The organism is Marinifilum sp. N1E240 (assembly GCF_009295825.1).
Lineage (GTDB): Bacteria > Bacteroidota > Bacteroidia > Bacteroidales > Marinifilaceae > Marinifilum_A > Marinifilum_A sediminis.
The window spans coordinates 668,503-695,224 of the sequence record NZ_WHKF01000002.1; the positions used below are offsets into that span (position 1 = coordinate 668,503).

Annotated in this window: 19 protein-coding genes; 15 read left to right on the forward strand and 4 right to left on the reverse strand. The window is 34.2% G+C overall.

Going from position 1 to position 26,722, the window contains the following annotated elements; genetic code table 11:
* Positions 1–28 precede the first annotated feature (28 nt).
* From GCQ56_RS07750 to GCQ56_RS07765, 4 genes are all read left to right on the forward strand, one after another.
* A complete protein-coding gene (locus GCQ56_RS07750; protein WP_152733871.1) occupies positions 29–5,491 on the forward strand; it encodes a hypothetical protein in 5,463 nt (1,820 codons plus the stop codon).
* A gap of 74 nt (positions 5,492–5,565) precedes the next feature.
* Positions 5,566–5,868, forward strand: a complete 303-nt coding sequence (locus tag GCQ56_RS07755; RefSeq protein WP_152733872.1) for a hypothetical protein — start codon at positions 5,566–5,568, stop codon at positions 5,866–5,868.
* A gap of 268 nt (positions 5,869–6,136) precedes the next feature.
* The gene (locus tag GCQ56_RS07760; protein WP_152733874.1) at positions 6,137–6,736 is read left to right on the forward strand and encodes a YkgJ family cysteine cluster protein; all 600 of its coding nucleotides are present in this window, start codon (positions 6,137–6,139) and stop codon (positions 6,734–6,736) included.
* A 320-nt stretch (positions 6,737–7,056) separates the two neighbouring features.
* Entirely contained in the window at positions 7,057–7,293 is a 237-nt protein-coding gene (locus tag GCQ56_RS07765) for a hypothetical protein (protein ID WP_152733875.1), read from the forward strand.
* 18 nt (positions 7,294–7,311) lie between these two features.
* Here GCQ56_RS07765 and GCQ56_RS07770 read toward each other — a convergent pair whose 3' ends face one another.
* Complete coding sequence (locus GCQ56_RS07770) at positions 7,312–7,797, reverse strand: hypothetical protein (RefSeq protein ID WP_152733877.1); 486 nt, start codon at positions 7,795–7,797, stop codon at positions 7,312–7,314.
* A gap of 120 nt (positions 7,798–7,917) precedes the next feature.
* On the opposite strand from GCQ56_RS07770, the gene GCQ56_RS07775 reads away from it, so the two are divergent.
* Positions 7,918–8,835 (forward strand): hypothetical protein, encoded by a 918-nt coding sequence (locus GCQ56_RS07775; protein ID WP_152733878.1) that lies wholly within the window; start codon positions 7,918–7,920, stop codon positions 8,833–8,835.
* A gap of 315 nt (positions 8,836–9,150) precedes the next feature.
* On the opposite strand, the gene GCQ56_RS07780 is transcribed toward GCQ56_RS07775, so the two are convergent.
* On the reverse strand, positions 9,151–10,206 hold the full coding sequence (locus GCQ56_RS07780; protein WP_193323738.1) for an SMP-30/gluconolactonase/LRE family protein: 1,056 nt from the start codon (positions 10,204–10,206) through the stop codon (positions 9,151–9,153).
* An 80-nt stretch (positions 10,207–10,286) separates the two neighbouring features.
* On the opposite strand from GCQ56_RS07780, the gene GCQ56_RS07785 reads away from it, so the two are divergent.
* Positions 10,287–10,661: a helix-turn-helix domain-containing protein gene (locus GCQ56_RS07785; protein WP_152733882.1), complete on the forward strand. Its 375-nt coding sequence runs from the start codon at positions 10,287–10,289 to the stop codon at positions 10,659–10,661.
* Here GCQ56_RS07785 and GCQ56_RS07790 read toward each other — a convergent pair.
* Positions 10,637–11,233: a lactoylglutathione lyase family protein gene (locus tag GCQ56_RS07790; RefSeq protein ID WP_227006026.1), complete on the reverse strand. Its 597-nt coding sequence runs from the start codon at positions 11,231–11,233 to the stop codon at positions 10,637–10,639. The two genes, GCQ56_RS07785 and GCQ56_RS07790, sit on opposite strands and share 25 nt — an antisense overlap.
* 368 nt (positions 11,234–11,601) lie before the next feature.
* Here GCQ56_RS07790 and GCQ56_RS07795 point away from each other — a divergent pair, with 368 nt between their 5' ends.
* From GCQ56_RS07795 to GCQ56_RS07820, 6 genes are all read left to right on the forward strand, one after another.
* Positions 11,602–12,942: a TolC family protein gene (locus GCQ56_RS07795; protein WP_152733884.1), complete on the forward strand. Its 1,341-nt coding sequence runs from the start codon at positions 11,602–11,604 to the stop codon at positions 12,940–12,942.
* Positions 12,943–13,056: 114 nt separating this feature from the next.
* Positions 13,057–14,337, forward strand: coding sequence for an efflux RND transporter periplasmic adaptor subunit (locus tag GCQ56_RS07800; RefSeq protein WP_152733886.1), 1,281 nt, complete (start codon positions 13,057–13,059; stop codon positions 14,335–14,337).
* A gap of 32 nt (positions 14,338–14,369) precedes the next feature.
* Positions 14,370–15,128 carry an ABC transporter ATP-binding protein gene (locus GCQ56_RS07805; protein WP_152733888.1) on the forward strand — a complete coding sequence of 253 codons (759 nt, stop codon included), beginning with the start codon at positions 14,370–14,372 and terminating at the stop codon, positions 15,126–15,128.
* Between the two features lie 17 nt (positions 15,129–15,145).
* Complete coding sequence (locus GCQ56_RS07810; protein WP_152733890.1) at positions 15,146–16,366, forward strand: ABC transporter permease; 1,221 nt, start codon at positions 15,146–15,148, stop codon at positions 16,364–16,366.
* A gap of 55 nt (positions 16,367–16,421) precedes the next feature.
* The gene (locus tag GCQ56_RS07815) at positions 16,422–17,474 is read left to right on the forward strand and encodes a sensor histidine kinase (protein ID WP_152733891.1); all 1,053 of its coding nucleotides are present in this window, start codon (positions 16,422–16,424) and stop codon (positions 17,472–17,474) included.
* Positions 17,475–17,477: 3 nt separating this feature from the next.
* Positions 17,478–18,209, forward strand: coding sequence for a LytTR family DNA-binding domain-containing protein (locus GCQ56_RS07820; protein ID WP_152733892.1), 732 nt, complete (start codon positions 17,478–17,480; stop codon positions 18,207–18,209).
* Between the two features lie 36 nt (positions 18,210–18,245).
* Here the strand turns inward: GCQ56_RS07820 and GCQ56_RS07825 are convergent, their stop codons facing one another.
* On the reverse strand, positions 18,246–19,073 hold the full coding sequence (locus GCQ56_RS07825; RefSeq protein WP_152733894.1) for a nitroreductase family protein: 828 nt from the start codon (positions 19,071–19,073) through the stop codon (positions 18,246–18,248).
* Positions 19,074–19,367: 294 nt separating this feature from the next.
* Here GCQ56_RS07825 and GCQ56_RS07830 point away from each other — a divergent pair, with 294 nt between their 5' ends.
* The 3 genes from GCQ56_RS07830 to GCQ56_RS07840 are packed head-to-tail and all read left to right on the forward strand — an operon-like array spanning position 19,368 to position 26,517.
* Positions 19,368–22,622 (forward strand): toxin-antitoxin system YwqK family antitoxin, encoded by a 3,255-nt coding sequence (locus GCQ56_RS07830; RefSeq protein WP_152733896.1) that lies wholly within the window; start codon positions 19,368–19,370, stop codon positions 22,620–22,622.
* Positions 22,619–24,547, forward strand: a complete 1,929-nt coding sequence (locus GCQ56_RS07835; protein WP_152733898.1) for a DUF3857 domain-containing protein — start codon at positions 22,619–22,621, stop codon at positions 24,545–24,547. Before GCQ56_RS07830 ends, GCQ56_RS07835 begins: the two co-directional genes overlap by 4 nt.
* A 14-nt stretch (positions 24,548–24,561) precedes the next feature.
* Positions 24,562–26,517: a DUF3857 domain-containing protein gene (locus GCQ56_RS07840; protein ID WP_152733900.1), complete on the forward strand. Its 1,956-nt coding sequence runs from the start codon at positions 24,562–24,564 to the stop codon at positions 26,515–26,517.
* Positions 26,518–26,722: the final 205 nt, after the last annotated feature.

Sequence of the window (26,722 nt, forward strand, 5' to 3'; positions counted from 1 at the left end):
ATCTTAAAAAATAAAGCCTATGATATAAATGCCAAGCGTAAAAAATTATACATTAAAAACATACTTCAGAAGTGAAAATACAAACCCAAACACAAGTTTCTCTTCTCCATATACTTCTTCTTCAGAAACCACTTCGGATTCTTCAAATACAAGTGATTACAAATATGCTAAAATTGAATTTGAAAATATTTTTTCTCAGAAAAATGTATTTCAAAAAGATGTAATCTTCAATGGCAATATAATTCAAAATTCTTCTCATTACGTCACTAAGGCTGAACAGCTAGAGGTGAAAAATAACATTTTATGGCTTAACAAAAATGAACCATCCAACACTATTACAAGCACAATTCCTAACACTAATATAAAATTCAGTGGTCTGAATTTAGGAAGAGGTACAGGTTCAGATTATTGGTTTGGTGTGGTTGAAGGTTCAAAGCCCCTTATCAAATTAGGTAAAATTAATAGTCTTGAAACTGTAGCCACTAGAGAAGATGCAATTTCAGATGGTTACAGTTTGGCGTGGGATGCTAGTAATAAAAGAATTGTTGGTGTAGCTAGTGTAAAGGATTCATTAAAATTAGGAGGGTATGATGCTTCAAAGTATGCTAGAACAAACATTAATGAGACTTTTAACGGTCAAGTTACTTTTAATAATGGTAATTACAACCCCTTAAGATTAGATAGAACAGGCACTAGTAATGTAAATATGTCATTCTATCATAACGGAACATTAAAAGGATATTTTGGCATAGGAAGTAATAATGTTCTTACGTGGGGTTTGAGTGCTGACTCAAGGCAAAATAATACAATATGGCATTCTGGGAATTCAAATAAATCAACAGTTAATTGGAACGCTCGTGCTTTGCTATTGCCAAGATTAGAAATGAGCAATACAGGTAGTTACAGTACTCAGTTAAAAGGTTTAGTAAATGGTGGTGATATAAGTTTTAAAACTAGAGTTGGAGATGTAATTTATACGCAAATAGTTTTAAGCGGAAATACTAAAGCACCTATTCTATATCATTCAGGACTCAGAAGATTTGAAACTACAAGTTCGGGAACTTTAACAACAGGGAATCATACTGCTACAGGTACTGTTATTTCCACCTCTACGTTAGGATTTAAAATAAATTCAGAAGCTGGCTATATAGCTGGTTATGACTCTTCAGGTAGCGTGAGAAATGGATTTTTACAATTCAAAGCTACTGCAAATTCTATTTTAAGTTCTGATAATGGTCAAATTGAAATTAGGGGTGTTGGTATAAAACGGTTTGAAACAACTTCATCTGGAACATCCACAACAGGAACAGCAGTAATTACAAGTGGTTTTGACTCTAAGGGTGGTGAACACAAACTTAGAGCAGCAGGTACAGGTAACAATGTACTAAGGTTTATAAATGACAGTACAGAAAAAGCTACAATTTATTCATCGGGTTCACAATTTAGACTTCGTAATCTTATCGGTGAAGTTGTAATGTTAGCATATAATTCTGAAATATTTAGACTTACAAATGATGGTACTAAAACTACGGGTAATCAAACGGTAACGGGAAGTGGCTCTTATGGTGGTAGCATTACATCAACAACAGGTGGTTTATCAGCAAATCTAAGTGGAAATGACTTAATATTTAACAGAAATAGTACATCATATATTAAAAATAATGGTGGTTCTAGCGCTTCTGTAGCTGTAAGTATTAATGATGCCGCAAAGTTCTTAGTTAACTCTTCTGGTACATACACAACAGGTGTTCATAAAATAGTTAAAGCCTCTGAGAATCTTATTTTAAAAGGTACAAGTTCGGGTGTGGCTGCTACTCCTTATATGCGATTCCAAACTAGTACAGGTACTGGCTTAGGTTATATTGGTTATGGCTCTAATGTCAATAATACAATGTATATCAATAACCAACAGTTAAACGGTAATATTGATTTAAGAGCAGGTGATACAGGTAGTACTACTAATAGAATCGGGGCTTTCATAGGAGGTGTTGAAAAGTTTAAAGTTCACAATACAGGCACTACTACTACAGGTATGCACGTTACTACAGGCGACCTACAAACTTATGGACGTCATCTGAATAGAAACGATATTGTTATAGTTAACAAAGCTGCTAATAATTGGTTAACATTTGCAGAGAGAGACACAACAGGCAGTGAAGCGGTTTATAACCTTCAAAATGTTGGAGACTTTAGAGCTAAAGGTTATGTAGGTAGTGACTCTTACGTAAGTGGTTTTGGTGGAAGTGGTTGGCGTACAGATGTAAGCGGAAATATGACAGTTGACAGCTTAACTGTACGAAAGAGTATGAACGTGTATGAGTTGAATATCAATAAGATAAGAAGTGGAAATGGTTCTTATTGGTTTAGCGATGGAATGAAGTACGAGGTTGATAACGGCTCTAATTCAACTTATTATAGGATTGGTGTTGACACCGATAACGGTAAAAATATACAACCTTTTGCAGTTGGCGATATTGTACGCTGTCAAGTTTGGAATGGTCGAGGTATTAAATACTACACTCTTGTTGTTGATGCTCAGTCTAGCAATGAATCACATAGTTATTTCAGAGCGCCAGTAAGTAGTAAAACAGGTTCGGGGGTTCCTGAAATAGGTGATGAATTAGTACGAATAGGTAACGTTTCAGATACAAACAGACAGGGAGCGGTGTATATTACTAGTAATGATAATAACAGCCCTTATGTTGACGTGCTTGACGGTGTAAATTCTGACTCTTTCGCAGGTAAAACAAAGGTTAGATTAGGTAAACTTGATGGTATTACTTCACCAACTTGGAATAATCTATCAGGATACGGTTTTTGGACTGAAAACGGATACTTAGAAGGTGGTATAAATGCTAAGTTCGGAAAAATTGGTGGTTGGAATATTTCAGATTCTACATTACAAGGTGGCTCAGTAGTTCTTAAATCTGATGGAACTATTTACAATTTCAAATCATCTTATTTGTGGAGATTGAATGGTGATGGTTCAGGCATTTTAGCAAGTGGTGCAATTAGTTGGGATAAATTAGGAAATGTAACCTTTACAGATAAAGTTAAATTATCGTGGAATCAAGTAACAGATACTTCAGGATTAACAAATTCTATTTCAACGGCACAAAACACGGCTGAAACAGGAGTAACCAACGCAGCAACAGCACAAAGTAAAGCTAATTCAGCTTACACTTTAGCAGGTTCAAAAATAACCTCTTCACAAGCTACAACTATTACAAAAGATACAGTTTCAAGTACTTATATCAATGGATTAGCATGTTCTTTTAATCAGGGTAAAATAGCTTCGTTTAATATTAAAAATTCATCCCTATCCAGTAGTGTAGATAGTAAACATTTAGTATTGCAAAATTCTGAAACCGATACGGTACACGGAGGAGCAAAAAGAGGTTTAACTCTGTATGTGGATAATACTAAATTGATTAATAGCGATTCTATAAAGATTATTCAATTAGGAATGCTTTGTAATAAGGATTCTGCTAGTTCATTTCCTTCTACTCCTAATTATGGTTTTAGAATAGTAAAAGGGAATAATCCATATAAAGATATTTTTAGAGCAGATAATGCTGGTGCTTTTATAGCAGGTTGGAATTTTAATGAAGATAGATTTTCAGGTGGTAATGTAGTTATTAGAAGTACAGGTGAAATATCAAATACAACTAAATGGGGGCTATATAATGATGGTAGTGGATTTTTAGCAAATAATAATATAAGTTGGAATTCATCAGGAAATGTAACCTTTTCGAGTGCTGTAAAACTGAATTGGCAAAATGACCCATTAACAGCTAATAATGTTAATTCAGGTGGTGTAGTAACTGTAAAAAGACCTATAGGTGGTGAACTTAGTTTAACAGGAACAAATACAGGTGCTATTAAGGTTACTCTACCTCAGAGTTGGACTAATACAATGATGGAATTTCATGTAGATGTTTACAATTATTCAAGTAATAAAGCATTTACATTAAGAGTGTCAGGTTATAATTATTCAACAGGTTGGGTTAATACTTCTGTAGCATTAACAGGAAGTAAAGAAGCTGATAACCGTGTGCGTTTTGGACACGATGGTACTAAATGCTGTATTTATATTGGCGAAAGTAATTCGAATTGGTATTATCCAAAGATAGTTGTAAGAGATTTTAAAAGTGGTCATTCTGGTTCATCTATTTCAAAATGGTCAACAGGTTGGGATATTGGAATAACTACCTCTATTGCTTCAAATATTGATAAGGATTATTCTAATGCTTTAATTGATTCAGGAGATACATTATCTGTTAATTCTGCTAAAGTTGGTGGTGTTACTCTTATTACAAATAACAAAATTAGAACATCACTTTTAGAAGCTGATGTTATTAAATCAAGTATAGTTCAAACCACTGATTTAAGTGCTTCAAAAATGACTACAGGTACTTTATCAGCGGCTAGAATTTCTACAGGAAGTTTACACGGAAATAAGATAACATCTAATACTATTACGGCTACTCAAATAGCAGCAAATGCTATTACTACAAGTGAATTAGCAGCAAATTCTGTATATGCTGAAAATATTAAATCTGGTGTTATTGATGCTACTAAAATAAATACTTCGAGTATTCAGGCAGCAGTAGTAACAGCAAGTAAGATTAATACTTTATCATTAGCATCAACCAAAGGTACTATTGGAGCGTGGATAATTAATACAGCATCTATTTATTCAGGTACATATCAAGGTTCAAATGCCTACACTACATCAGGTATGACTATCCATAAGGACGGAGCTATTAGAGCTAAATATTTTAGAGTTGATACTGATGGTAAGATGTTCGCAAAAAGCGGTGAAATAGGAGGTTTTAAGATTGGTTCATCATCGTTAATTTCAACTAATTTAAGCCTTCAATTAAATGCAAGTGGCGGTGATATAGGTGTTTATAGAAATTCCTCACAACAATCAGCAGCTTTATATGTGGGGTATAATTCAGGTTCTACTTTATCAAGAACAGGTGGAATAAGGTCGAAAACTTATAGCAGTTCAAGTGATTTAGGTGTGGAAATATTTGCTAATCGTAGCATCTATTTAGAAGGTGATGATTATACATTCTTGAATAGTCCTAAGACTCTTACCAAATATGCCAGTGAATTTAAATTAGGTGGATGTGTTACAGGTGGTGGTAAGGTGATTTCATCAACTTCTTCTGAATGGTCTTCTAATTCATCTTCACCTACTCAGCTTAAAATGGAGTTTAATTCTTACTATGTCGATTTTGATGCTTCGGGTAGTTTTTACGTTAGACTTCCAGATTCAGGAAATACACCAAACGGAACTATAATAAGAATTGGAACATCAGGTAAAGCTGTTAAAATTGTAGCTAATTCTAATAGTCGTATGAGATGGGATACGAACACAAAAAGAACAAGTGGAACTTATACAGTATCAGATGAGAATGAATGGGTTGAATTTATTCAGATGTCTGATTGTTGGACTAGATTAAATAATGGTAACTTCTAATTAATCATTATATTAGTAGTCTCAAATCAGGATTGGTGGTGCTAAGGCACTGCCTTTTCTTTTAATTCTAATAGATGAAGAAATACATTAAAGACCAGAATAGTAGTAACTATTATTTACTCACAGATGATAAAATTGAAGGTCTTAAACTATCCAAATTCGAGTATGTTGAAGATTTAGAAATCTTAGCAAAATTGGATGGAATAGTGAAGGAATATCAAGTGCTTCAAGCGAAGAACAAAAATCAAAGTTTCTTTCAAATTTCAGAATCTAAAGAAAGTTGGATACAGGTACGATATCATTCTGAACGAGATATTCTAAAGATTCTGATTATAGAAAGAGATAAACATGTTAGGGATAGAAGGAGGGGTTATTAAGAATCTTTTATTACGTATTAATGTAAGTGAATAATAAAACTACTGAAAGCGCCAATATTACTAATAGTAAGGTGAATATGGAGGTGTTTTTATCAATGTCTGGATGAAACAATTTTACAAAATCTAGTAAATATTTTTTCATAATATTTTGTTATTAAGAAATTAATATTTTAAATTTAATAATGTTTACTGACAAATAAATGATTAACAAGAAGTCACTTTGTAATTAAAACCACCCAATTGGGTGGTTTTTTTAATATTTGAATTTATGGATACTAGAGGAAAAATCAAAAACATTGTAGGACATTTACATGAAGTCTTAGATAAAGCGGTAGGAGAAATTCAAAATTGTTGTATTGAAGGGTGTGACCATTGTTGTTATCAATCTATAGAAGTATTATTATGGGAACAACCATTAATTGAAGACTACGTTAAACAAAATATTCATGGAGAAGACCTTAATCGAATAAAAAAGAACCATGAAGATTGGTTGAGTTTTTTTCATGCTAATACACCAAACAAAGAAATATTAAACGTTAAGGAAGTGTTTGTGGATTTTATGAATGTTGTAGATTCGAATAATTTGCCATGTCCATTTCTTCATGAAAATAAATGTTCTATATACCCTGTACGTCCATTATCATGTCGCTCACATTTCATGTTAGATTCTCCGCAAAAATGTAAGGAAGATAAATTAAGAGAAGCTTGTTTAGCTTCAAAAGCTATAAGAGCTAGAGGGGTTAATGTGCTTGCTGATATTGCTGATATGTATGTTGTTCCATTGGCATATGCTTGTTCAGAAATGTTTGAATTGACAGATAAAATTAAAAAAATTGATAATATTTCCTTTAGGATGCCAGAATATTAAAATTCTCCGACTATACAACTGTTAAATACTGAATCCTTTTCAATAACTAACAACTAAAAAAATAAGAGTATGATATAAATGATAAAAAATACAATAAACACGTTATTAGCTAGTTCGACTGGTTTAGGTGTAATAAATGCCTTTGTCCAGTTTGCTAATCAATATTTTACAGCTCTATCTTGTGCTGTTTTAATTTTCTCTTTATTCTTCAAGATTTCGAGATTTTTCTATTTAAAACAATATCGAAAAAAGAATAATTTATTTTATCCCATTTACATTAAAATGGGGAAGATGAGAATAAAAAAACAAGCAAGAAAAGCATGAAAATATTACAACTAATAACTAAAATAATACCTTCACTAAAAAGAGAAAAAGCTAAAATTGAATCAGTTGACACTCTTTTAAGTAACAGAAAAGAAGCAACACAAACTGAAATTATAATTGCACTAGGATATAAGATACTTAGATTATTAATTTGGGGTTTTGTTATCTATTCGATAGTTACAGGTAATGTAACACTTGGAGAAATTCTAAAAATTGTAGCAACAGGTTTATAATGAAAAAAGGAGATAGTATTATTCTATCTCCTTTAGTTGTTTTATAGCGAAATTTAATCTTCTGGAAAATGAAAATCGTGATATACCTAATTTATTCGCTGCTATGGTTTTGTTTTTACTGCTTAGGTATGTTTCTATAATAATTAATGTTTCAGAACTAGCCTTATTCAGTTTTTTCTGAAAATGTTCTTTTAATATTCCTGATTCTGCATCATAAGCTGCTTCTAAATTTGATAATTCAGAACGTGTATCAATTTTAATTTTCTTCTTCTTTTCTTTCCTTTTTTTCTTCTTACTTAAGTAAAATTCAATATACCGTAAATAATCTTCTTCGGTTTCTTTACATTTTTGTAATTCGGGATATTGTATTAGGTATAGAATGTTTTCTTGAAAAACATCTTCTCCTGTATAACCATCATTATCTGGTTTGTTCCCATTACAATATTTTAATTTTAATCTTTTAAAATGTTTATTTATTACTTCTTCTAATAATTCTCTGTTCATTTATCATATGCTTCTTTTTTATACTGTATATATTTTTAGATAGCTTCTAATAAATGTGATTTCAGGAATTATTTTATAATAAATTCATAAATTTGATATTGAAAATTAATAATTTAAAATATGTGGAGCGAAAGAAGACTTCTAATTGGTTTATTGACCTTTTTATCTTTACTCTTTTTAGGAATATTTGTAATTGTTTTAAATGGAAATGTGACTATTACAGGGGACGAGTTAATTGGGAAAACAACTATTTTTAATAATATTTTAACTCCTATTGTTACTCTTGCTGCTTTTATAGTGTATTATGTGACATTAAAATACATAATGAAGCAAACAAAACAACAAAAGGAGGATAGTAAAATTTTGCAAGGAGATTACTTTTTAAAATATTACAATAAGGAGATTAAGAAATTAAAGAATAGTGTAAGTAATGAAAATATTGCATTTAATCTTGAAGAGTATATTGAAGAAGAAGATATAATAAAAACCGAAGATATTTCAGTACTATCACTTGTAGATTACATGTTTATATTATTGAGGATTAAAGATAAGTTTATAAATAATGCTGAATATTTAAATCTTATTGAAACTAAAAGTAAGATTAATTTTAATGATTCTAAGGATAAAGAATGGTTCATACATTATTCTAATTTATTTCTTTTTTATACTCGATTGTATAGTCAACTAAGAAAAATAACCTTGTTGGTATCTAAAATTGATACAGATAGTTACGTACATGAATCGCACAAAAAAATATTAATAGAAAATATCTTCAATTCTTTATTATACGATTATTGTGTTATGAACGCATTGTTTGGTTTTGAAAATTTTCAATTAATAGATTTTAATGATAGGAGTTTAGAACACCAATATATAAATTCTCATTTAGAGGGATTTAGGCAAGGTATTTCAATAGTAGAATATTATAAGTTGGATGAGCTTTATAAGTGGTTAGAATTAAACAATCCTGATTTATATGATGAAATAACATTCACTAATGCAAGAAGTGTGAATTTATTTGAAAAAATTCGTAAATAATAGTAAGTTATAAGATAAGAAATAGTATTCGAATCTGGGTTTTTTATTAAACTAATTATAACAAAAAAGAGAGCTTTAAAGCTCTCTTTTTTTGTCTAATATTTTAAAATTTGACGTTTTTTTGCAATTCAATTGTTAACACTAGTGTTAACGCTGACTATTCAGGAAAACGTAAATAATTGATAATCAAATAAAATAACATTAAATTCTTTTTAATAAAGTGTTAATTATACTGTTTAGAATGAAATGAAATAATATCAACAATTCATTTGTTGGAAATACAAAAAGGTTGAAATTGATGAGTTTATCGAATTCCTATTTACTCTTTAGATTCTTTGGATCAAATCGAATTACTTCGTAGGATCCACGACGCTCATTTGGCAAGTGAATTTGAGAAGTCGTAAAGTAGATATTACCAGTTTGGTCTTCTGCGAAGGAATCTGCCCATCGAATCGAACTATCTTGAACCACACTTGTTAGATCTCCTTTTGTATTAATTTTATTAATAGAATTGTTTTCCAATCCGCCTAGCCATAGGTTCCCTGATTTGTCAAACAGCATACCATCTGTCGCTGGAATTGTTTTTACTGTTTCCACTTTAGTTGCCAAAGCTTCATTTGTGAGATCTTTATTAAGAAGATCACCTGTGTTTATGCGATACAAAGTATGACCAGTTAAAGCAATATAATATAGGTATTCATTATCTGGTGAAAGGGCAATACCATCGGAATGAACCGAGTTTTCCCATCTCTCACCATTACAAATCAGATAATTTACCTCACTATTTGTCGACGGATGCTGATCTAACAAGCGACGAGAAGTACCAGTATTTAAATCCAGAGTAATAATAGCTCCATCACCCGAATCGGTCATGTATGCTATTTCATTATCGGTATCAATCCTAACATCATTAAAGTAGGAGTTAGGTTTGTACTCACCCTCCAGGAACTGATACACCTTTTCTTTCTGATTGCTTTCCAAATTGAATTGATAAAGCAGTGGTCCGCCTTCCATCACTCCTTTGAACAATGGATTACGTGTGTCTAATATCCACAATCTGTTCTTTTTATCAACCACAACCGACTGCACTGCAACAAAGGATTCTGTATTCACAGTATTGTTCCAATCCTTATTTGGATAGACTACTGGTTTTCCATTTACGATTTCTGCAACGCTCATTGGCACATCGTCCGACCATTTCGGATAATTTACAAAAATACGCCCTGTCTGATCAACCGCTACTCCGGTCCACTGCTTATCCGACGAAGCAATAACTTCAAGTTTATTCTGTTTGGGAGTATTCTTGTTTTGACAGGCAATAGTGCAGAACACAAGCAATACAATTAGTAATCTATAAATTATTTTATTCATTTGATATCTTATTAGTGATGTGACATTCATTACACAAGTTAGTAAATCCCTATCTTTGTATTCTAAATATTACAAATAGTATGGCAAAGGATTCCTGTAAATCAAAAATCATTAATTACGACGATAAACAATACGCCTGTTCTCTGGCATTTACCCTTCAATTGATAGGTGACAAATACAAATCACTTATTCTCTTTCATTTAAAAGATGGTGAGATGCGTTCAGGTGAGCTTCAAAAGACCATTAATGGCATTTCAAATCGAATGTTTACCTTTTCTATTCGCGCTTTGGAAAGAGATGGACTGGTAAGTAGAAAAGTATACCCCGAAGTTCCACCTAAAGTAGTATATGAATTGACCGATTCTGCAAAATCAATCATCCCCATCATCATGGAATTAGACGAATGGGGACAAAATTTTGCAAAAGAGCATCACTTGTATGCTCCAGGAGAATAATGCAATTCGTAAGAATGAGAATAAATCTCAAATACATTTCCAAACGGATCTTCTACATAACACATTCTATATGGTTTGTCGCCAGGGTAATATTCTCTGATGGGCATGCGCTGTTTGCCACCATGCTCAACTATTTTGGCAACCAATCCTTCTACATCAGGATCCTGAACCGAGAAGTGAAACAAGCCTGTCTTAAATGGTTCAAAGGTAGGCTTTTGTTCTTTACTCTCTTTAAATTCAAACAGTTCAATACCGATTCTGTCTCCTGTTGAAAGGTGAGCAATGCGAAAAGTTCCCCATCCTTCTCCAAACACATCAATACACATTTTACCAATAGCAGTTTCATTCTCTTCAACAACCTCTGTTGGAGGCATAATGATGTAAAAGCCCATCACTTCAGTATAAAACTCTACAGCCTTATCCAAATCAGGAACTGTAATTCCAATATGGGAAAACGCTCGCGGGTATTCATTTTTTCCTTGTTCCATTTTGTTCTTTTTAGCATTAACTACAAGCGATAGCAATAGCAGACCTGAAGTTAAAATTGAAATAATTGTTTTGTTGTAATACATTTTCTAAGCTTTAATTGTTCTGCAAGATTAGATCATTATCAGTTGCTAAACAATATGGAACACAGACATTACATGGTTACATATGTGTGTTAATTGCTGGGGATCAAGCTAACAGAAGAATGTTAATTTGTTGTTAATGCTAAATTAAATTTATCCAAAAACAAATCTGAATGGAAACTGATAAAAAGAATCCGCAATGAATGTCATCTTCGGCTCTTTCAATTTCATTAGTGGCTCATTTTAGTATTCCATTTGTCGAAAGAAAGATGTCAAACTTCTAAAAATTCTTATCAATGGTCTAAAGTAGTTGCTGTCATATTTGATATAATGAATCTTTGTATCAGGGAATTATAAAATAAATCGTTGATATGAAAAAGTATTTAAAAATAACATTGTTGTGTCTGCTGTTTACAAATCTATTTCAGGGGCAGTTAGTGGCACAAAAGCAAACCTATTCACTGGAACAATGCATAAGCTATGCCTGGGAGCATAGTACAGATATAAGTAGAGCGAACAACAGTATCAAAAGTGAGAGCTATAATCTTGAACAGTCAAAAGCTGCACAAACTCCAAATTTATCATTAAATGGTAGTCAAAGCTTAAGTTCGGTTAATAAATATACCGAAGCAAATGGTTTGGGTGAATGGGATAGAGATAATACATCAAGTTTAGGTTTGTCATTAAATTCAGAAATAACACTCTACAATGGTGCAAAACTGAAAAATACAATCGCTCAACGTAAAACAAATTTGAAAGCGTTCGAGATGAATGTTCAAACAGAAAGAGAACTACTAAGTCTTGATGTTTTAACTGCCTATATGAATGTTTTACTAGCAAAAGAGCAGTTACTAAATAGAAAGTCGAATTTCGAGTTAACAACAAAACAACTCGATTTGGCAGAGGCTCGTAAATCAGCAGGAATTATTTCCACATCTGATTATTTAAATATTAAATCGCAATCTGCTTCTGATAAAGCATTAGTAGTATCTGCACAAAGTAACTTGCAAATTGTTCTTGTTTCATTGATGCAAATAATGAACATGCCAATTAGTAATTCATTTGATATCGAAACTCCTAATATTGAGGCATTGTTGAGCGAAAAGATCAATTCCAATGCAAGTTATATCTACAACGTGGCTTTAGGATTACAATCGAGCATTGCTTCAGCTGAATTGAATTTGGAAAGTGCAGATATGGAAATTAAAATTGCCAAGGCAAGTGCTCTCCCAGTATTAACCTTAAACGGAAGTTTAGGTACAAGTTATGCTAATGATTACGGTGGAATTGATTTTGGAGAACAACTTAGTAAACAAATTCAACCAACTATAGGATTGTCATTGTCTATTCCTATTTCTCAAAGCAAAGAGGCAAAGAATTCGATTGCTCAGGCTAACATTCAAGCAGAAAACTATCAACTAGACTTAATTGATGAAAAAATTAGTTTGAGAAAAGCTATTGAACAAGCCTGTGTGGATTTTCAAGCAGCAGATATGAATTTTCAAGCCTCATTAGAACAGTACAATGCTGAACAGGAATCGTACCAGTTAGCTGAAGAAATGTTTTCTCAAGGGATGATAAACTCTGTTGATTTATTTACCTCAAAAAATAATTTGGTTAATGCCGAAAACAATCTAAGTCAAAACAAATATAGCCTTGTAATACAGAATAAGATCATAGGTTATTACATGGGAGAAGAAGTTAAGTTCTAAAATTTAAAAATTACGATATAAACGTCCATGATTTTGGAATTATTAAGCTCATACAGAAATGATTATAAAATCATGGTAAGTTCTATACGACAACTATAATTAAAATATAACCGGATGAAAAATAAAAAAGTAATAATCTCCTTAGTGAGTATGATAATATTGGCAGGAGGTATCGTAGCTTATCTGTTTGCAAGCAATAGTAATTCTGAATACGTATTTGATACTGTAGTTCTTAAAAAAGGATCAATAAACAATACTGTAACTGCAACAGGTACATTGGAGGCCACAAATACGGTAACAGTAGGAACGCAAGTTTCTGGAGTTATAGAGAAACTGTATGTTGATTTTAATTCTAAAGTAAAAAAAGGGCAGTTAATTGCTGAACTTGATAAATCAACTTTGCAATCAACTTTTGAAACGGTAGAGGCGGATTTAGCTTCAGCTCAAGCCGAATTTGAATATCAAAAAGCGAATTATGATCGTATGAAAGTTCTTTTCGATAAAGAGTTATTAGCGGAAAGTGATTACGATTTGGTAAAATACAATTACAAAAACAGTGTAGCTAAAGTAAAGTCAGCAATAGCAAATTTAAATAAGGCCAAACTAAATCTTAGCTATGCAACCATTTATTCTCCAATTGATGGTATTGTAATCAATCGAGCTGTAGAAGAAGGTCAGACTGTTACTGCAAGCATGAGTACGCCTGAGCTCTATACCATTGCTAACGATCTTACTGTAATGCAGGTGGAAGCTGATGTTGACGAGGCGGATATAGGAATGGTAAAAACAGGACAAAGAGTTGAGTTTACCGTGGATGCATTTCCTGATGATATTTTTTCGGGAGAAGTCTCGGAAGTAAGACTACAAGCCGTTGAAACTTCCAATGTTGTTACCTATACTGTTATTGTAAAAGCTCAAAATCCTGAATTCAAATTAATGCCAGGTATGACAGCTTCCATTACTGATTATGTGGAAGAGGTAAATGATATTCTCTTATTAGCAGGTAAAGCTTTTCGTTTTTCACCTGATCGTGAAATGATGAATGATTATATGAGCAATTTATCTGACAACAATCAATTGGAGCGCTCAGGGAGAAATAATACTGGATCAAATTCATCAATAGCATCACGCAAGGGATCACGACCAGATCAGGATTTGGAGGATGATAAGAAGCTGGTATGGGTGAAACAGGGAAATTTAATTAAACCTGTGGTAGTAGAAATTGGTGTTACGGATGGAATAAATATTCAAGTTTTATCAGGATTAAATGAAAATGATGCTATTGTTACTGCAATGTCTCTTGGTAAAAAGGATAGCGGCGAAGAGAAGGAGGAAACCAGTACGCAGAAAAGCCCTTTTGTTCAAGAAAGACCTAGAGGTGGTGGTCCAAGGTAAATATGTTTTTTATTTAAAATGAGGATGTTAAGATGGAAAATAAAAAAATTATTGAAATTAAAGGATTGCAAAAGAATTATACGGTTGGTGACGAAACAGTTAAGGCTTTGCGCTCAATTGATTTAAGCATAAATAAAGGAGAATTTGTATCTATTCTGGGAACTAGTGGTTCAGGTAAGTCAACTCTCTTAAATATTCTGGGTTGTCTCGATAAACCTACCGCAGGAAATTATTGGTTGGATGGTATTGATGTAGAATCGATGAGTAAAAATCGCCTGGCAGAGATTAGAAACCTAAACCTGGGCTTTGTATTTCAATCATACAATTTGCTGCCCAGAACTACAGCTTTGGAAAATGTTGAACTACCACTTCTGTATAATTCGAAGATGAATTCGAAAGAACGACGACAGAGAGCCGAATACGCTTTGGAAGCAGTGGGACTAGCTGATCGTATGAAACACCTTTCCAATCAAATGTCTGGAGGACAGCAACAACGTGTAGCTATTGCAAGATCTTTAGTGAACGATCCTTTAATCATTTTAGCTGATGAAGCCACTGGTAATCTTGATACAAGAACTTCATATGAGATAATGACACTGTTTCAAAAATTAAATGAAAATGGGATTACCATTGGTTTTGTAACTCATGAGACAGATATTGCAGCATTTACAAAAAGGAATATTGTATTTCGTGATGGACAAATAATTAAGGATGTTACTATTAATAATCCTACCAGTGCATTACAAGCTCTAAAAAGTTTAGAAGAGGATATTAAAATTTTAACGAATTAGGTCTTAAAACGAAAAGGATGAATTTATTCATATTATTAAAAATAGCCATAACGGCGATCAAGAGAAACAAATTACGTTCCATTCTAACAATGTTAGGGATTATCATTGGTGTAGGTTCTGTAATAGCAATGTTGGCTATTGGCGAAGGTTCTAATGCAAGTATTAAATCGCAAATATCATCCATGGGAACCAATCTAATTAATGTAAATCCGGCACGCGTTCAAAATGGAGGAGTTCAAATGGGCAGAAGTGGATCTCAAACACTAAAACTTACCGATGTTGATTACATTACTGAAAATTGTAATTTAATTGAGGCAAGTTCGCCGGAGGTAATCGGGTCCGGACAAGTCGTTTTGGGTTCGAAAAATTGGCCAACTTCCATTTTTGGCGGCAGTGAGGATTACTTATATATTAAGAAGTATGATGTTACTAGTGGACGTACTTTTACGACTCAGGAGATAAAAACTGCTGCTAAAGTTTGTTTGGTTGGTCAAACCGTTATCGATAACTTGTTTGAAGAAGATGTAGATCCAGTTGGAAAAACCATTCGATTTGAAAAAATACCTTTAGTTATTATTGGTGTACTTAGTGAAAAAGGCGAAAATACTTTTGGTCAGGATCAGGATGATTTATTGTTATCACCATACACAACCGTAATGAAAAGGATAGTTAGACAAACACATTTAAATGGTGTTATAATGTCGGCTGTTTCGGAAGATCAAATTGAAGACGCAACAGTACAAGTGGAGGAAGCAATGCGAAAATCACACAAGTTAAAGGATAGTGAGGATAATGATTTTGAAATCAGAACCCAACAGGAATTAATTAGTACATTTGGTTCTGTTTCCGAAATGATGCTTGTGTTATTAGGCTCTATCTCTGCGATATCTTTACTTGTGGGAGGCATTGGTATTATGAATATCATGTATGTGTCGGTAACTGAACGTACTCGCGAAATAGGACTTCGTTTGGCAATAGGTGGAAAAGGCAAAAATATATTAATGCAATTTCTTTTTGAAGCGATTCTGTTAAGTGTAATAGGAGGAATAATTGGAGTTGGATTGGGAGTATCTGCATCTAATACTGTAGAAAGCATGATGGGATGGCCAACACTTGTTACCACTAAATCTATACTTTTGTCATTTCTTTTTTGTTCTTTTATAGGAGTGTTTTTTGGTTGGTATCCGGCGCGTAAAGCTTCTGCTTTAGACCCAATTGATGCATTAAGGCACGAGTAGTAAATTAGGTAGGGTACCAGTTAGAAGTAGTAAGATTTTACGAAAATTGAATAGCATGAAAATATACAATGACAAATTGCAGCAGTGGTTGCCTCATATTATTGGACTTTTATTTATTGTTATCTTGCCAATGTTTGTTTTTGATCAAACCAACGAGCATTTAAAATTCTGGAGAATTAGGTATTTCTATCAGTTAAATTTTATTGTCATTGCATTTTATGTGAATTACCTTTTCATTGTTCCTCGTTTCTTTTTTACTGGCAGAAGAATTAGATTTTTTGTGGTGGTAATTGCGTTTGCGATTCTATTACTCTCTTTATCACATTTTCTCTATGATATTTTTGATATTGATGGCTATAGAAGTGAATTAATGAAGAGTATTGAAAGACCGGAACGAAAGTTCAATCTTCATCCCAGAATTATTGATGATTTTGGGATGTTATTATTGGTGCTAGGCTTTAGTACAGGAATGGCTGTTTTGCAGCGTTTACGACGCGATGAGAATGAGCAAAAGGAAAAGGAAAAAGCTCGTGTTGTAACAGAGTTGGCATTTTTAAAAAATCAGATAAGCCCTCATTTCTTTTTTAACTCGCTTAATAATATTTATGCACTTGTAGCTATTGATACAGATCAGGCTCAAAAAGCAATAGAAAAGCTTTCGGGATTAATGCGCTATCTGATATATGAATCGGATATAAAGAAGGTAGAACTAAAAAAAGAATTTGAGTTTACCCGAAATTATATAGATCTAATGAAGCAACGAATTTCTTCTAAAGTGGAAGTAAGCACAAATATTCAACAAGAAATTCCAAATGTTGAAATACCACCACTTCTATTTATTCCCTTTGTTGAAAATTCTTTCAAGCATGGTATTAGTTATCGGGAGAACTCATTTATCGAAATTTCACTTACTACAGTTGATGATAAAATTATTTTTAAATGTAAGAATAGTATACCGGATGATAATACTAATACTCCTAAAGGTGGATTAGGAATTGAAAATAGTAAAAGAAGACTTGCATTATTGTATGGTAATAAGGTGGAGTTTATTCAGTGCGATAAGGATAAAGTTTATAGTGTGGAGTTAATTTTACCATTAAATGCTTAAAGGATGAAAAAGATTACTTGTATTGCAGTTGATGATGAACCCTTAGCTTTAGGCTTAATTGTGGGTTATATTAATAAAACACCATTTTTAGAACTTTGTGGTCAGTTCGATAATCCTATTGATGCTATGGAGTTTATGGAAGATCATCCTGTTCAGCTTTTATTTTTAGATATTCAAATGCCTGATCTTACCGGGGTAGAGTTTGCACGAATTTTAGAAAAAAATAGCAAAATTATATTCACGACTGCTTTTGATAAATATGCTGTTGAAGGATTTAAACTCGAAGCTCTGGACTATCTGTTAAAGCCAATTAGCTACGAAGTGTTTTTGAACTCAGCCAAGCGAGCAAAAAAGCATTTTCAGTCTATTTTTTCAGCTAATTTGGATATTGAAAAAGATATAGATGTTAATTCTGATTATCTGTTTGTGAGAGCTGATTATCAAGTTAAAAGAGTTAATTTTAATGAGATACTTTACATTGAAGGTCTTAAGGATTACGTTAAGCTTTATTTGGATACATCAGCTAAGCCTATTGTATTCCATTCCACAATGAAGTCAGTAGAAACAAAACTTCCTAAGGATCATTTTATGAGAATTCACCGATCTTACATTGTGAATCTTGAAAAAATTAAAACAATTGAACGGAACCGAATACTTTTTGGATCCGAACGGATTCCAATAAGCAAGCAGTACAAAGAAGTATTCGACGAATTTGTTAAAAAGAAATTCCTTTAGTTAGTTGTATTGATATGAATTAAATTGAACTTCTTACTACTTCATTTTGATTTTGTTTACTTGTAATCCTTCCGATTGAATTCCTCTTGCATATTTAACTGCGGGTTTTCCAAATAGCATCACATATCCTGTTAAATGATCTTCAGGAATTCCTAGAGAAGTTCTCAACTCAGGAGCAATATCATCCAAAACCCATTTGATTAAACCATTCCAGAGTGTACCTACACCTTTGGTATTTGCCATTAATTCAAAGTAGCTTAAGGAAATCATACAATCAGCCATTGGCGAAGCATCCGCAGCAGGAGCCGTGGCTATAACTACATGAGGTGCATCTCTAAAAAGTATATCTATACCATTGTTTTCCCACACTCGTTGGAAATACGCAAGTAAATCGTGTTGCTTTGGTAGTGTGCCATTCTTCTTGGCTTGTTTAATGGCATCATATATTTTTTCACGAAACAGATGTAAATCCGTTCTATTGTCAATTAAGGAAATTAGTACAGCATTGTCGTTATGACCAGTAGGAGCGTAGGCTGCAATCTCCAAAAGCTCCTGAATCAATTCCTGATCCAGATCTTCCTTTTTGTATTTGCGAATCGAACGTCGGGTTTTGATCATGCGACTTAAGGATTCGGCTTTTGGCATTTCACCTTTAACAGAAATACTATCTTCAGGTTTTTTACCCAAAATTGAAAGTGCTGCAGTAGGACAAATAGCCAAACAATGCTGACATTTTAAGCAGTTGTGTTCACGTTCCTTTCGAATAATAGGTTTCGGTTTCATCTCAATGATACTTACCGGGCAATCCTGGGCACATAATGCACACTCAATACACTTCTCTTCTTCTATTTTAAATTCCAGCATTATCGTACTTCCTAAGTTCTATCTTAAATGAATTGGCAAAAATATTGATTTTAGATTGGCTTGTAGAATATTTCACACAAATTTATTGTTGTGACCATCGTATTTTAGTCTACATATAGTTTGCAATAAGTTAAATTCATTTTGAATAAGCAATAAAATCTTTATCATGTTAAGGATTGAATATGTAAACTAATTTAAATTATTAATTTTATACAACACTATGAATAATATAACATATTGGATGACAAAGAAGATTACTTTTTAGTATCCCAATAGTTAAATGTGCTAATTTTTATGAAAAAAACTACCCTAAGTATTTTATTGTTTCTGTATGCATTTTGTGCATACAATCAGGAATACAACTCCCAGAAATTGATTGAAAAAGGAGTTGCATTGTATGACGAAGGCAAATACCCCGAAGCCATAGAAATGTATAAGCAGGTGCATCCTGCAGACACCAATTATTTATACATGATGAGCGAGTTGGCAATGACTTATCTTGCTACTAAGGAATACGATGAGTCCATCGCTACATGCGAGGAAGCTTTAATTGATGTAAGTTCTTATGAGAATCATATTATGAGAACTATGGCAACAGCTTTCGATGAGAAAGGTGATTGGGAACAAGCCATTAAAGTTTATGCTAAGGCATTAAAGAAATATCCTTATGACTACTTGTTGCTTTTTAATTTGGGAATAACCTACTATAGGGAAAATAAGTATTCAAAAGCACTTGAATATTTTCAAAAAGCTTTAAAATCGAATCCATTCCATACTTCAAGTCATTTGATGCTGGGGAAAATTTCGGCGGCACAGGGTCAGTTGAGTCATGCCTTTATGTCTTTACAGACCTTTCTTTTATTAGAGCCGAATTCCAATAGAAGCAACAAGGCATTAATTTGTTTGGAAAATCTGGCTAACAATTTCATAGATACTACTTATGTGGGTGAAAGAATAGAGCCTTTTGTTCCCAATGAATTGTTTGAGGAACTGGATCATTACATTAGGGCAAAGATTGTCTTGAACCGTCGTTTTGAATCAGCCTACGATTTTAATGCCTCCTTGGTGAAGCAGACTCAACTGGTGTTGGAAAAATTGCCATATCAAACACAAGAGAGAGATTTTTGGGCAGAGTTTTACTTCCCATTTTATCAGAACACGAAAAAGAATGATTTTATAAAAGAATTTTTGAATACCACATTGCGTTCAGCAAGACGCGAAAGCATTAACAAATGGTCTAAGAAGAATGAGAAATCCTTAAAGGAATTTTATGCTACAGGAAGTTATCTTGGACAGTACAAAACATACCGATGGCTAAATGATAGCACAAAAATGACTTGTCAGCATTACGATTCAGGTGCATTGGAATCTATCGGAAACGCAAACAAGGAGGGCAAAGAAAGTGGAGAGTGGAAGTATTACTTTTCCAATGGAAGTCTGCAAGCTTGCGGTAAGTTTATCGATGGAAAAAAAGAAGGTGACTGGATCTACTACAATGTTGCGGGTTATAAAGAAACGACCTGTTCATATATCGATGGAAATTTGAATGGACTGTATTGTGAATTTGATTCGTATGGAAATCAAACTTCTTCTATCTCATATAAAATGGGAGAAGTAGATGGAGATGTAGCCTTCTTTTATCCTTGTCAGGTGGTTGAAGAATACAATCAGTATACCAAAGGAACATTAAACGGACCTGGTTATGCCATGTACCCAACGGGTGATACCTTATCTATATTTGTTTATAAGGATGCAAAAGTAGATGGAGAATACAAGCGATATCATGCCAATGGTAAATTATTTTACCAAGTGAATTACAAAGAGGATTTACGAGATGGTGATTACAAGGAATACTATTCTAATGGATCAATTTCGGTTACAGGAAAATACGAGGATGGAAAAGAGCTTGGAACCTGGAAATATTATTTCGATAATGGGAAGATAAAATCAATAGCAAGTTATGAAGATGGCAAGCCAGTTGGAACGATTGAAAACTTTGAGAGAAATGGAACGATTAGCGATAGAAGCGAATACAACAGCAATGGAGAACTAATTGGAGATTATGTGGTTTTTACAAATGGGAAGCCTCATTTGATTGAGACTTATAGAAATGATACAATTATTGGAAGCGCCTCTTTAAATTCAAAGGGAGATACCATTCAGTATTCGGGATCGGCAGATGGAACCTTTGCTTACGAAACCTATAGCCAGGATGGACGACTAATAGCCAAAGGACAATTTATAAATGGACAAAAAACCGGGAATAGAAGTTCGTATTGGAGAAATGGCAATGTACAGGAAAGCTCGAATTACGAGAACGGACTTGCGGATGGGGAGTTGATTTCTTATTTCGAAAATGGGAATGTTAATTATCAAAGAAATTTTAGCAAAGGAAAAGAGCATGGTGTATATCTTGAATATTATAACAATGGTCAGATAAAAACCAGGGGAAAATATGTAGAAGGTGAAATGGATGGCTTGTGGCTAAACTATTATGCAGACGGAACATTGGAGCAAGAGTTTTCCTATAAAAAGGGAGATGCATCGGGATGGATGTGGAATTATGCTGTGGATGGCAAGTTGGCACAAAAGAGCAAATATGTGAAAGGAAATCCTGTAGAGCTTTGTCAATACAACAAGGAAGGAGAAATGATGTATTCACAGATTTTGCCTACTGCAAGTAAGCGAGAGTTTATGAACTACAACAATACCCTGGAAGGCGATTGTGTAATGACCTGCGGAAAACTAAATGGGAATTTGGTCTGGTATCACCCTGATGGAAGCAAGTATGTTGAAAAGCAATATGAAAACGACAAAGCTTCGGGTGCATACATTCGATATTACCCTACGGGTGAAGTAAGAACTAAAGGGCAGTCTCGCGATGGAAATCAAACCGGTTTGTGGACAGATTATTACGAGGATGGAACCCTACACAGAGCCTACAATTACGTGGGCGATCAATTGGATTCTACCTATACGGTTTATTGGGAAAATGGGAAAGTGAAATCTGAATCGCATTATAAAAATGATGAGAAGCATGGAGATCATTGTTATTACGATCCGGAAGGAAATCTCTTGATTAAAAAGATATATGTTAATGGTGAGATACTAGCCTATCAGTACAATAAAAATGGAGCTTTATGCGATACCATTTATCTGGAAAAGGGCAGCGGAAAAATTGTTGCCTACTACGATAATGGCAAGCCAAGTATTGAATCTGCCTATAAAAGCGGAAGATATCACGGAAAGTGCACGCGATATTTTAGGAATGGAAAAAAGATCTCTGTAATGGAGTTTGACAATGGAGTTCAGATTGGAGAGGAGATCTTTACTGATATGAATGGCAATGTAAAGAGCAAGAGCAACTACCTGCGAAATGCCAAAGAAGGTGAGAGCCGAACTTATTATCCGAATGGAAAACTAAAACGATTGGAAATCTATAAAATGGGGAACTTACAAGGAGAATGTAAGAATTACAACCAGATGGGCAAGCTAATCAGTGTAGAGGAACATTGGAATAACAAACTTAGTAAGTATAGTGTACTATGATGACAAAGAAATCCTTACTCCTTCTTTTACTTTTTGTGCCAGTTTGCCTTCTTGCACAGTTTAAGCAGGATCTATCTTTGCTAAAAGAGAAATACAAGGCGCAGAATGCTGTCTTTCTGGAAAAGGAAAGCACTTTGCTTTTAGATCTGAAAGACGGTGAGATTATAGCTTCTCAGAATGTGAAAGAGCAAATTTTAATTCTGAATGAGCACACCAAAGCTTTCTCGAACGATAACATCTTTTACTCAAGTTTCTCCAGTATTCACGATATAAAGGCAAAAACGTATATCCCCGATGGAGAAAAATTCAAAACAGTTGAGGCTACTACCTTTAAGGAGACTCACGACATCTCGAATTCGATATTCTACGACGATTCCAAGTTGATTCATTTCACTTATCCAAATGTGCAAAAAGGAGCGGTAACCTCGGTAGAGTATCGTATCGATTATCAGAACCCACGCTTTTTGCGGAAGTTTTTCTTTCAATCGTACATTCCTAGTTTGCATTCTAAGTTTGTGATTAAATACCACAAGGATATCAGCATGGATTATCGTTTGTTTCATGATGAAAAAATGCCTCATGAATTTAGCGAGTATAAAAAGGGAAAGTACAAATATCTTGTTTGGGAAGCACATGATCTTCCGGAACTGAAAGCAGGTAATGAGAACTTTAATATGCTGCACTATTCGCCGCATTTAATTCCAATTGTAAGTGAGCTAAATCACAAGGGTAAAACGGAAAGCTACTATGGAAGTATGGAAGATCTGTATCGTTTTTATTATACCAACATTAAAGAGCTAAAGGCAGATTCGGATGAATTAAAAGCATTTGTAAATAAACTGTTACAAGGAATAGAAAGCGATGACGAGAAGGCAAAAGCAATTTTGTATTGGGTACAGGACAATATCAAGTATGTAGCCTACGAACAAGGCATGAGAGGTTTTGTACCTCATTCAGCTAAGATGGTTTTCGAGAAAAGATATGGCGATTGTAAGGATATGACCAGTATCATTAAAACCATGATGGATTATGCTGGTTTACCTTGCTATTATGCCTGGGTAGGAACGCGTAAATTGCCATATACCTACGAGGAATTGCCAACCATTCAAACCGATAATCACATGGTGGCTGCTTATCTGAACAAGGATTCTTTGATTGTTATGGACGGTACCATACGTCATTTGCAGTTTGGGCAGATTCCCGATCATATTCAGGGAAAAGATATTTTGCTGAGCATCGATAAGGATGAGTACAAAATATTCAAGCTACCTGTACTGTCGCATTCCCGCAATCAGATTGTTGATTCGGTACAGATTAAAATTGACAATAAAACGGTGAACGGAAAAGGAAAACGTACTCATATCGGTTACAACCGTATGGAAATGGGCTATGCCATTTACGGACAAACCGAGGAGCGTTTAAAGAAGAAACTGACCCGAATTTTAAACAAGGGCAACAACAAATGTACGCTTAGCAATTATGAAGTCAGTCAGCTTCAGGATCGTGAAAAATCCATTGATATCAACTACGAATTTAAGGTGGAAAATTACCTGAGATCTTATGGGGATGAGATCTATATCAATTTAAATTTAGAGAAAGAGTACAAGAACTTTAAAGCAGACACGACCATTTCGATAGCGCCAATTGGCAACGATTTTCATTTTACCAAAACGGATGTTACCAGTGTTGAAATACCTGCAGATTACCAATTGGAATATCTGCCAAAAAATTCGAGCTACAGCAACAAGCATTTTGGTTTTGATATTGCCTATAAAAAAGAAGAAAATAGGGTGATTCAGGAAAAAAGCATCAGCTTTCAGTTTTTAAATCTGCCAAAGTCGGATTTTACCGATTGGAATAAGATGATAAAACAGCTGAACAAAGCCTATCGCGAAACCATAGTTCTTAAACATCAGGAAAAATAAAGCATTACAATCATATGAAGACATATTATATTACACTTTGCCTCGTTTTTAGCCATCTGTTGGCTCTGGCACAAATAGCACCAAGCGAATACAAATGGGAGAGTAAACCTGCTTACCTTACAATTCCGGAAGAATTTACAAGCGAAGATCGGGTAGGACTCTATTCCTTCGAGCGCTACGAATATTTCCACAATCAGGAAGGAAATCTATTTGTATTTCAGACGATACATAGGAAATTCAGAGCCTTAAACGATAAGGCAGTGAACCAGTTGAATACCTTATCAATGGAAATTGGGAATGGAGTAGAACTGATAGATATTAAAGCCAGAACCATTAACGAAAATGGAAAAATTGTAAATTTTGATAAGAGCAGCATCAAGGAAGTTACCGACGATGAGAGTCGCGATAAGTACAAGATATTTGCCATTGATGGGATAGAGGTAGGAAACGATATTGAGTACATCATGGTAAAGAAGATCCCTTCGGATTATTTCGGACGTGCCTATTTCCAGTATCCATATCCTGTAATGGAAGCCAGATGGGAACTGTCGTCGCCAGCAACGCTACTATACGATACAAAGGCTTACAATGCCGATATAAAATTAGACCATCAGTTGGGCGAAAAACGAAATGTTTACACCGCCGAGATGAAAAATATTCCTGGCCTAAAGGAGGAGAAGTTTGCCTACCTGAATCCAAGAAGAGCTCGCGTTGAATACCGATTGGCATATAATACCGATCAGGGGAAATTTCCGATACTTACCTGGGATCATGTGGCTCAGAGAATCTATGCCAACAACTATTTGTTAGAGGGTAAAGATCAGGAAGTATTGGATAAAATGAAGAGTGAAATCGACTTGTCTGTCAGCAGCCTAATAGAGAAAGTAGCGAATGTTGAAAATTACCTTAAAAAGAACATTCTGATACAGGAATTTCATGCACCCGAATTCGATAATTTGGAATTTGTGGCTCAGAACAAAGTATCGAGCGAAAGAGGAATTGTGAAAATCTATGCCAATTTGTTTAAGCAACTAGGCATTCAGCACAATATTGTTTTGGCTTCCGATAGAGATGTCTTCCCATTGGATAAGGACTTTAGTTCCTGGGATTACCTGCGAAAGTATTTGATTTATTTGCCTGAAATAGACCAGTACATTGCACCTGCAAACTTGCAGTTTCGATTGGGATGTTTCCCGGCTACACTGGGAGCTAGCGATGGCTTGTTTGTTGAACTGGTGAAGGTGGGTGATTTTGAATCGGCTGTAGCTCAACTCAAAGAGATTAAAGCTGCGGATTACCGAGAGAATTACGATCACATGTTTATTAAAATGGACTTGAATATAGATGAGAGTTTGACTCATATCATTACCGAGCGTTGTTTTCATGGCTTAAGTGGTGGATTTTTCAAGCAGTTTTACAGCATGATGGATGAAAAAGCCAAAGGAGAATTTCTAAAAAACATCATGGCTACTAAACTGGGAAAACCGGAATACAAAGAGATGACCACTCACGAAAAATCGGAGAATCCACAAGCCTCCGATGCCGACTTTATCATTTATGCCGATGTGATGTCTGAAGATTTTATGGAGCAGGCTGGGAATAAAATATTGGTGAACATTGGCGAGAGCATAGGACCACAATCAGAAATGTATCAGGAAGAGGAACGAAAGGCAGATATCGAAAATGAGTTCAACCGCTGGTATATACGAAACATTGAGTTTACCATTCCCGAGGATTACAGCATTTCGAATCCCGAAGTAGCAGATATGAATGTAGTACACGAAATGGATGGGGAAACCCTGTTTAAATTCGTTTCTAAGCATCGTATCGAGGGCAACAAATACATTGTAGAGATAGATGAATTCTACAACGAAATATATACGGACAAAAAACACATCGAAGCCTTTAGAAATGTGGTAAATGCTGCCGCAGATTTTAATAAGGTGGTGTTGATATTGGAAGAGAAGTAAGCTTCAATCTCCAAATTTCAAATACCAAATATCAAGCTCTAAGGCTAACATGTCTAGCATCTCTAAGATGCTTGACATGTTTTTTTAAGCTGCACCAAAAAATTGAAGAGTTTTTCCCTTTTAGGGAAACTGTCGACAGACTAAAGGGTGAATTAGTAAAAACTCTGGCTGTCGCTAAATATTAACATGTCTAGCATCTCCAAGA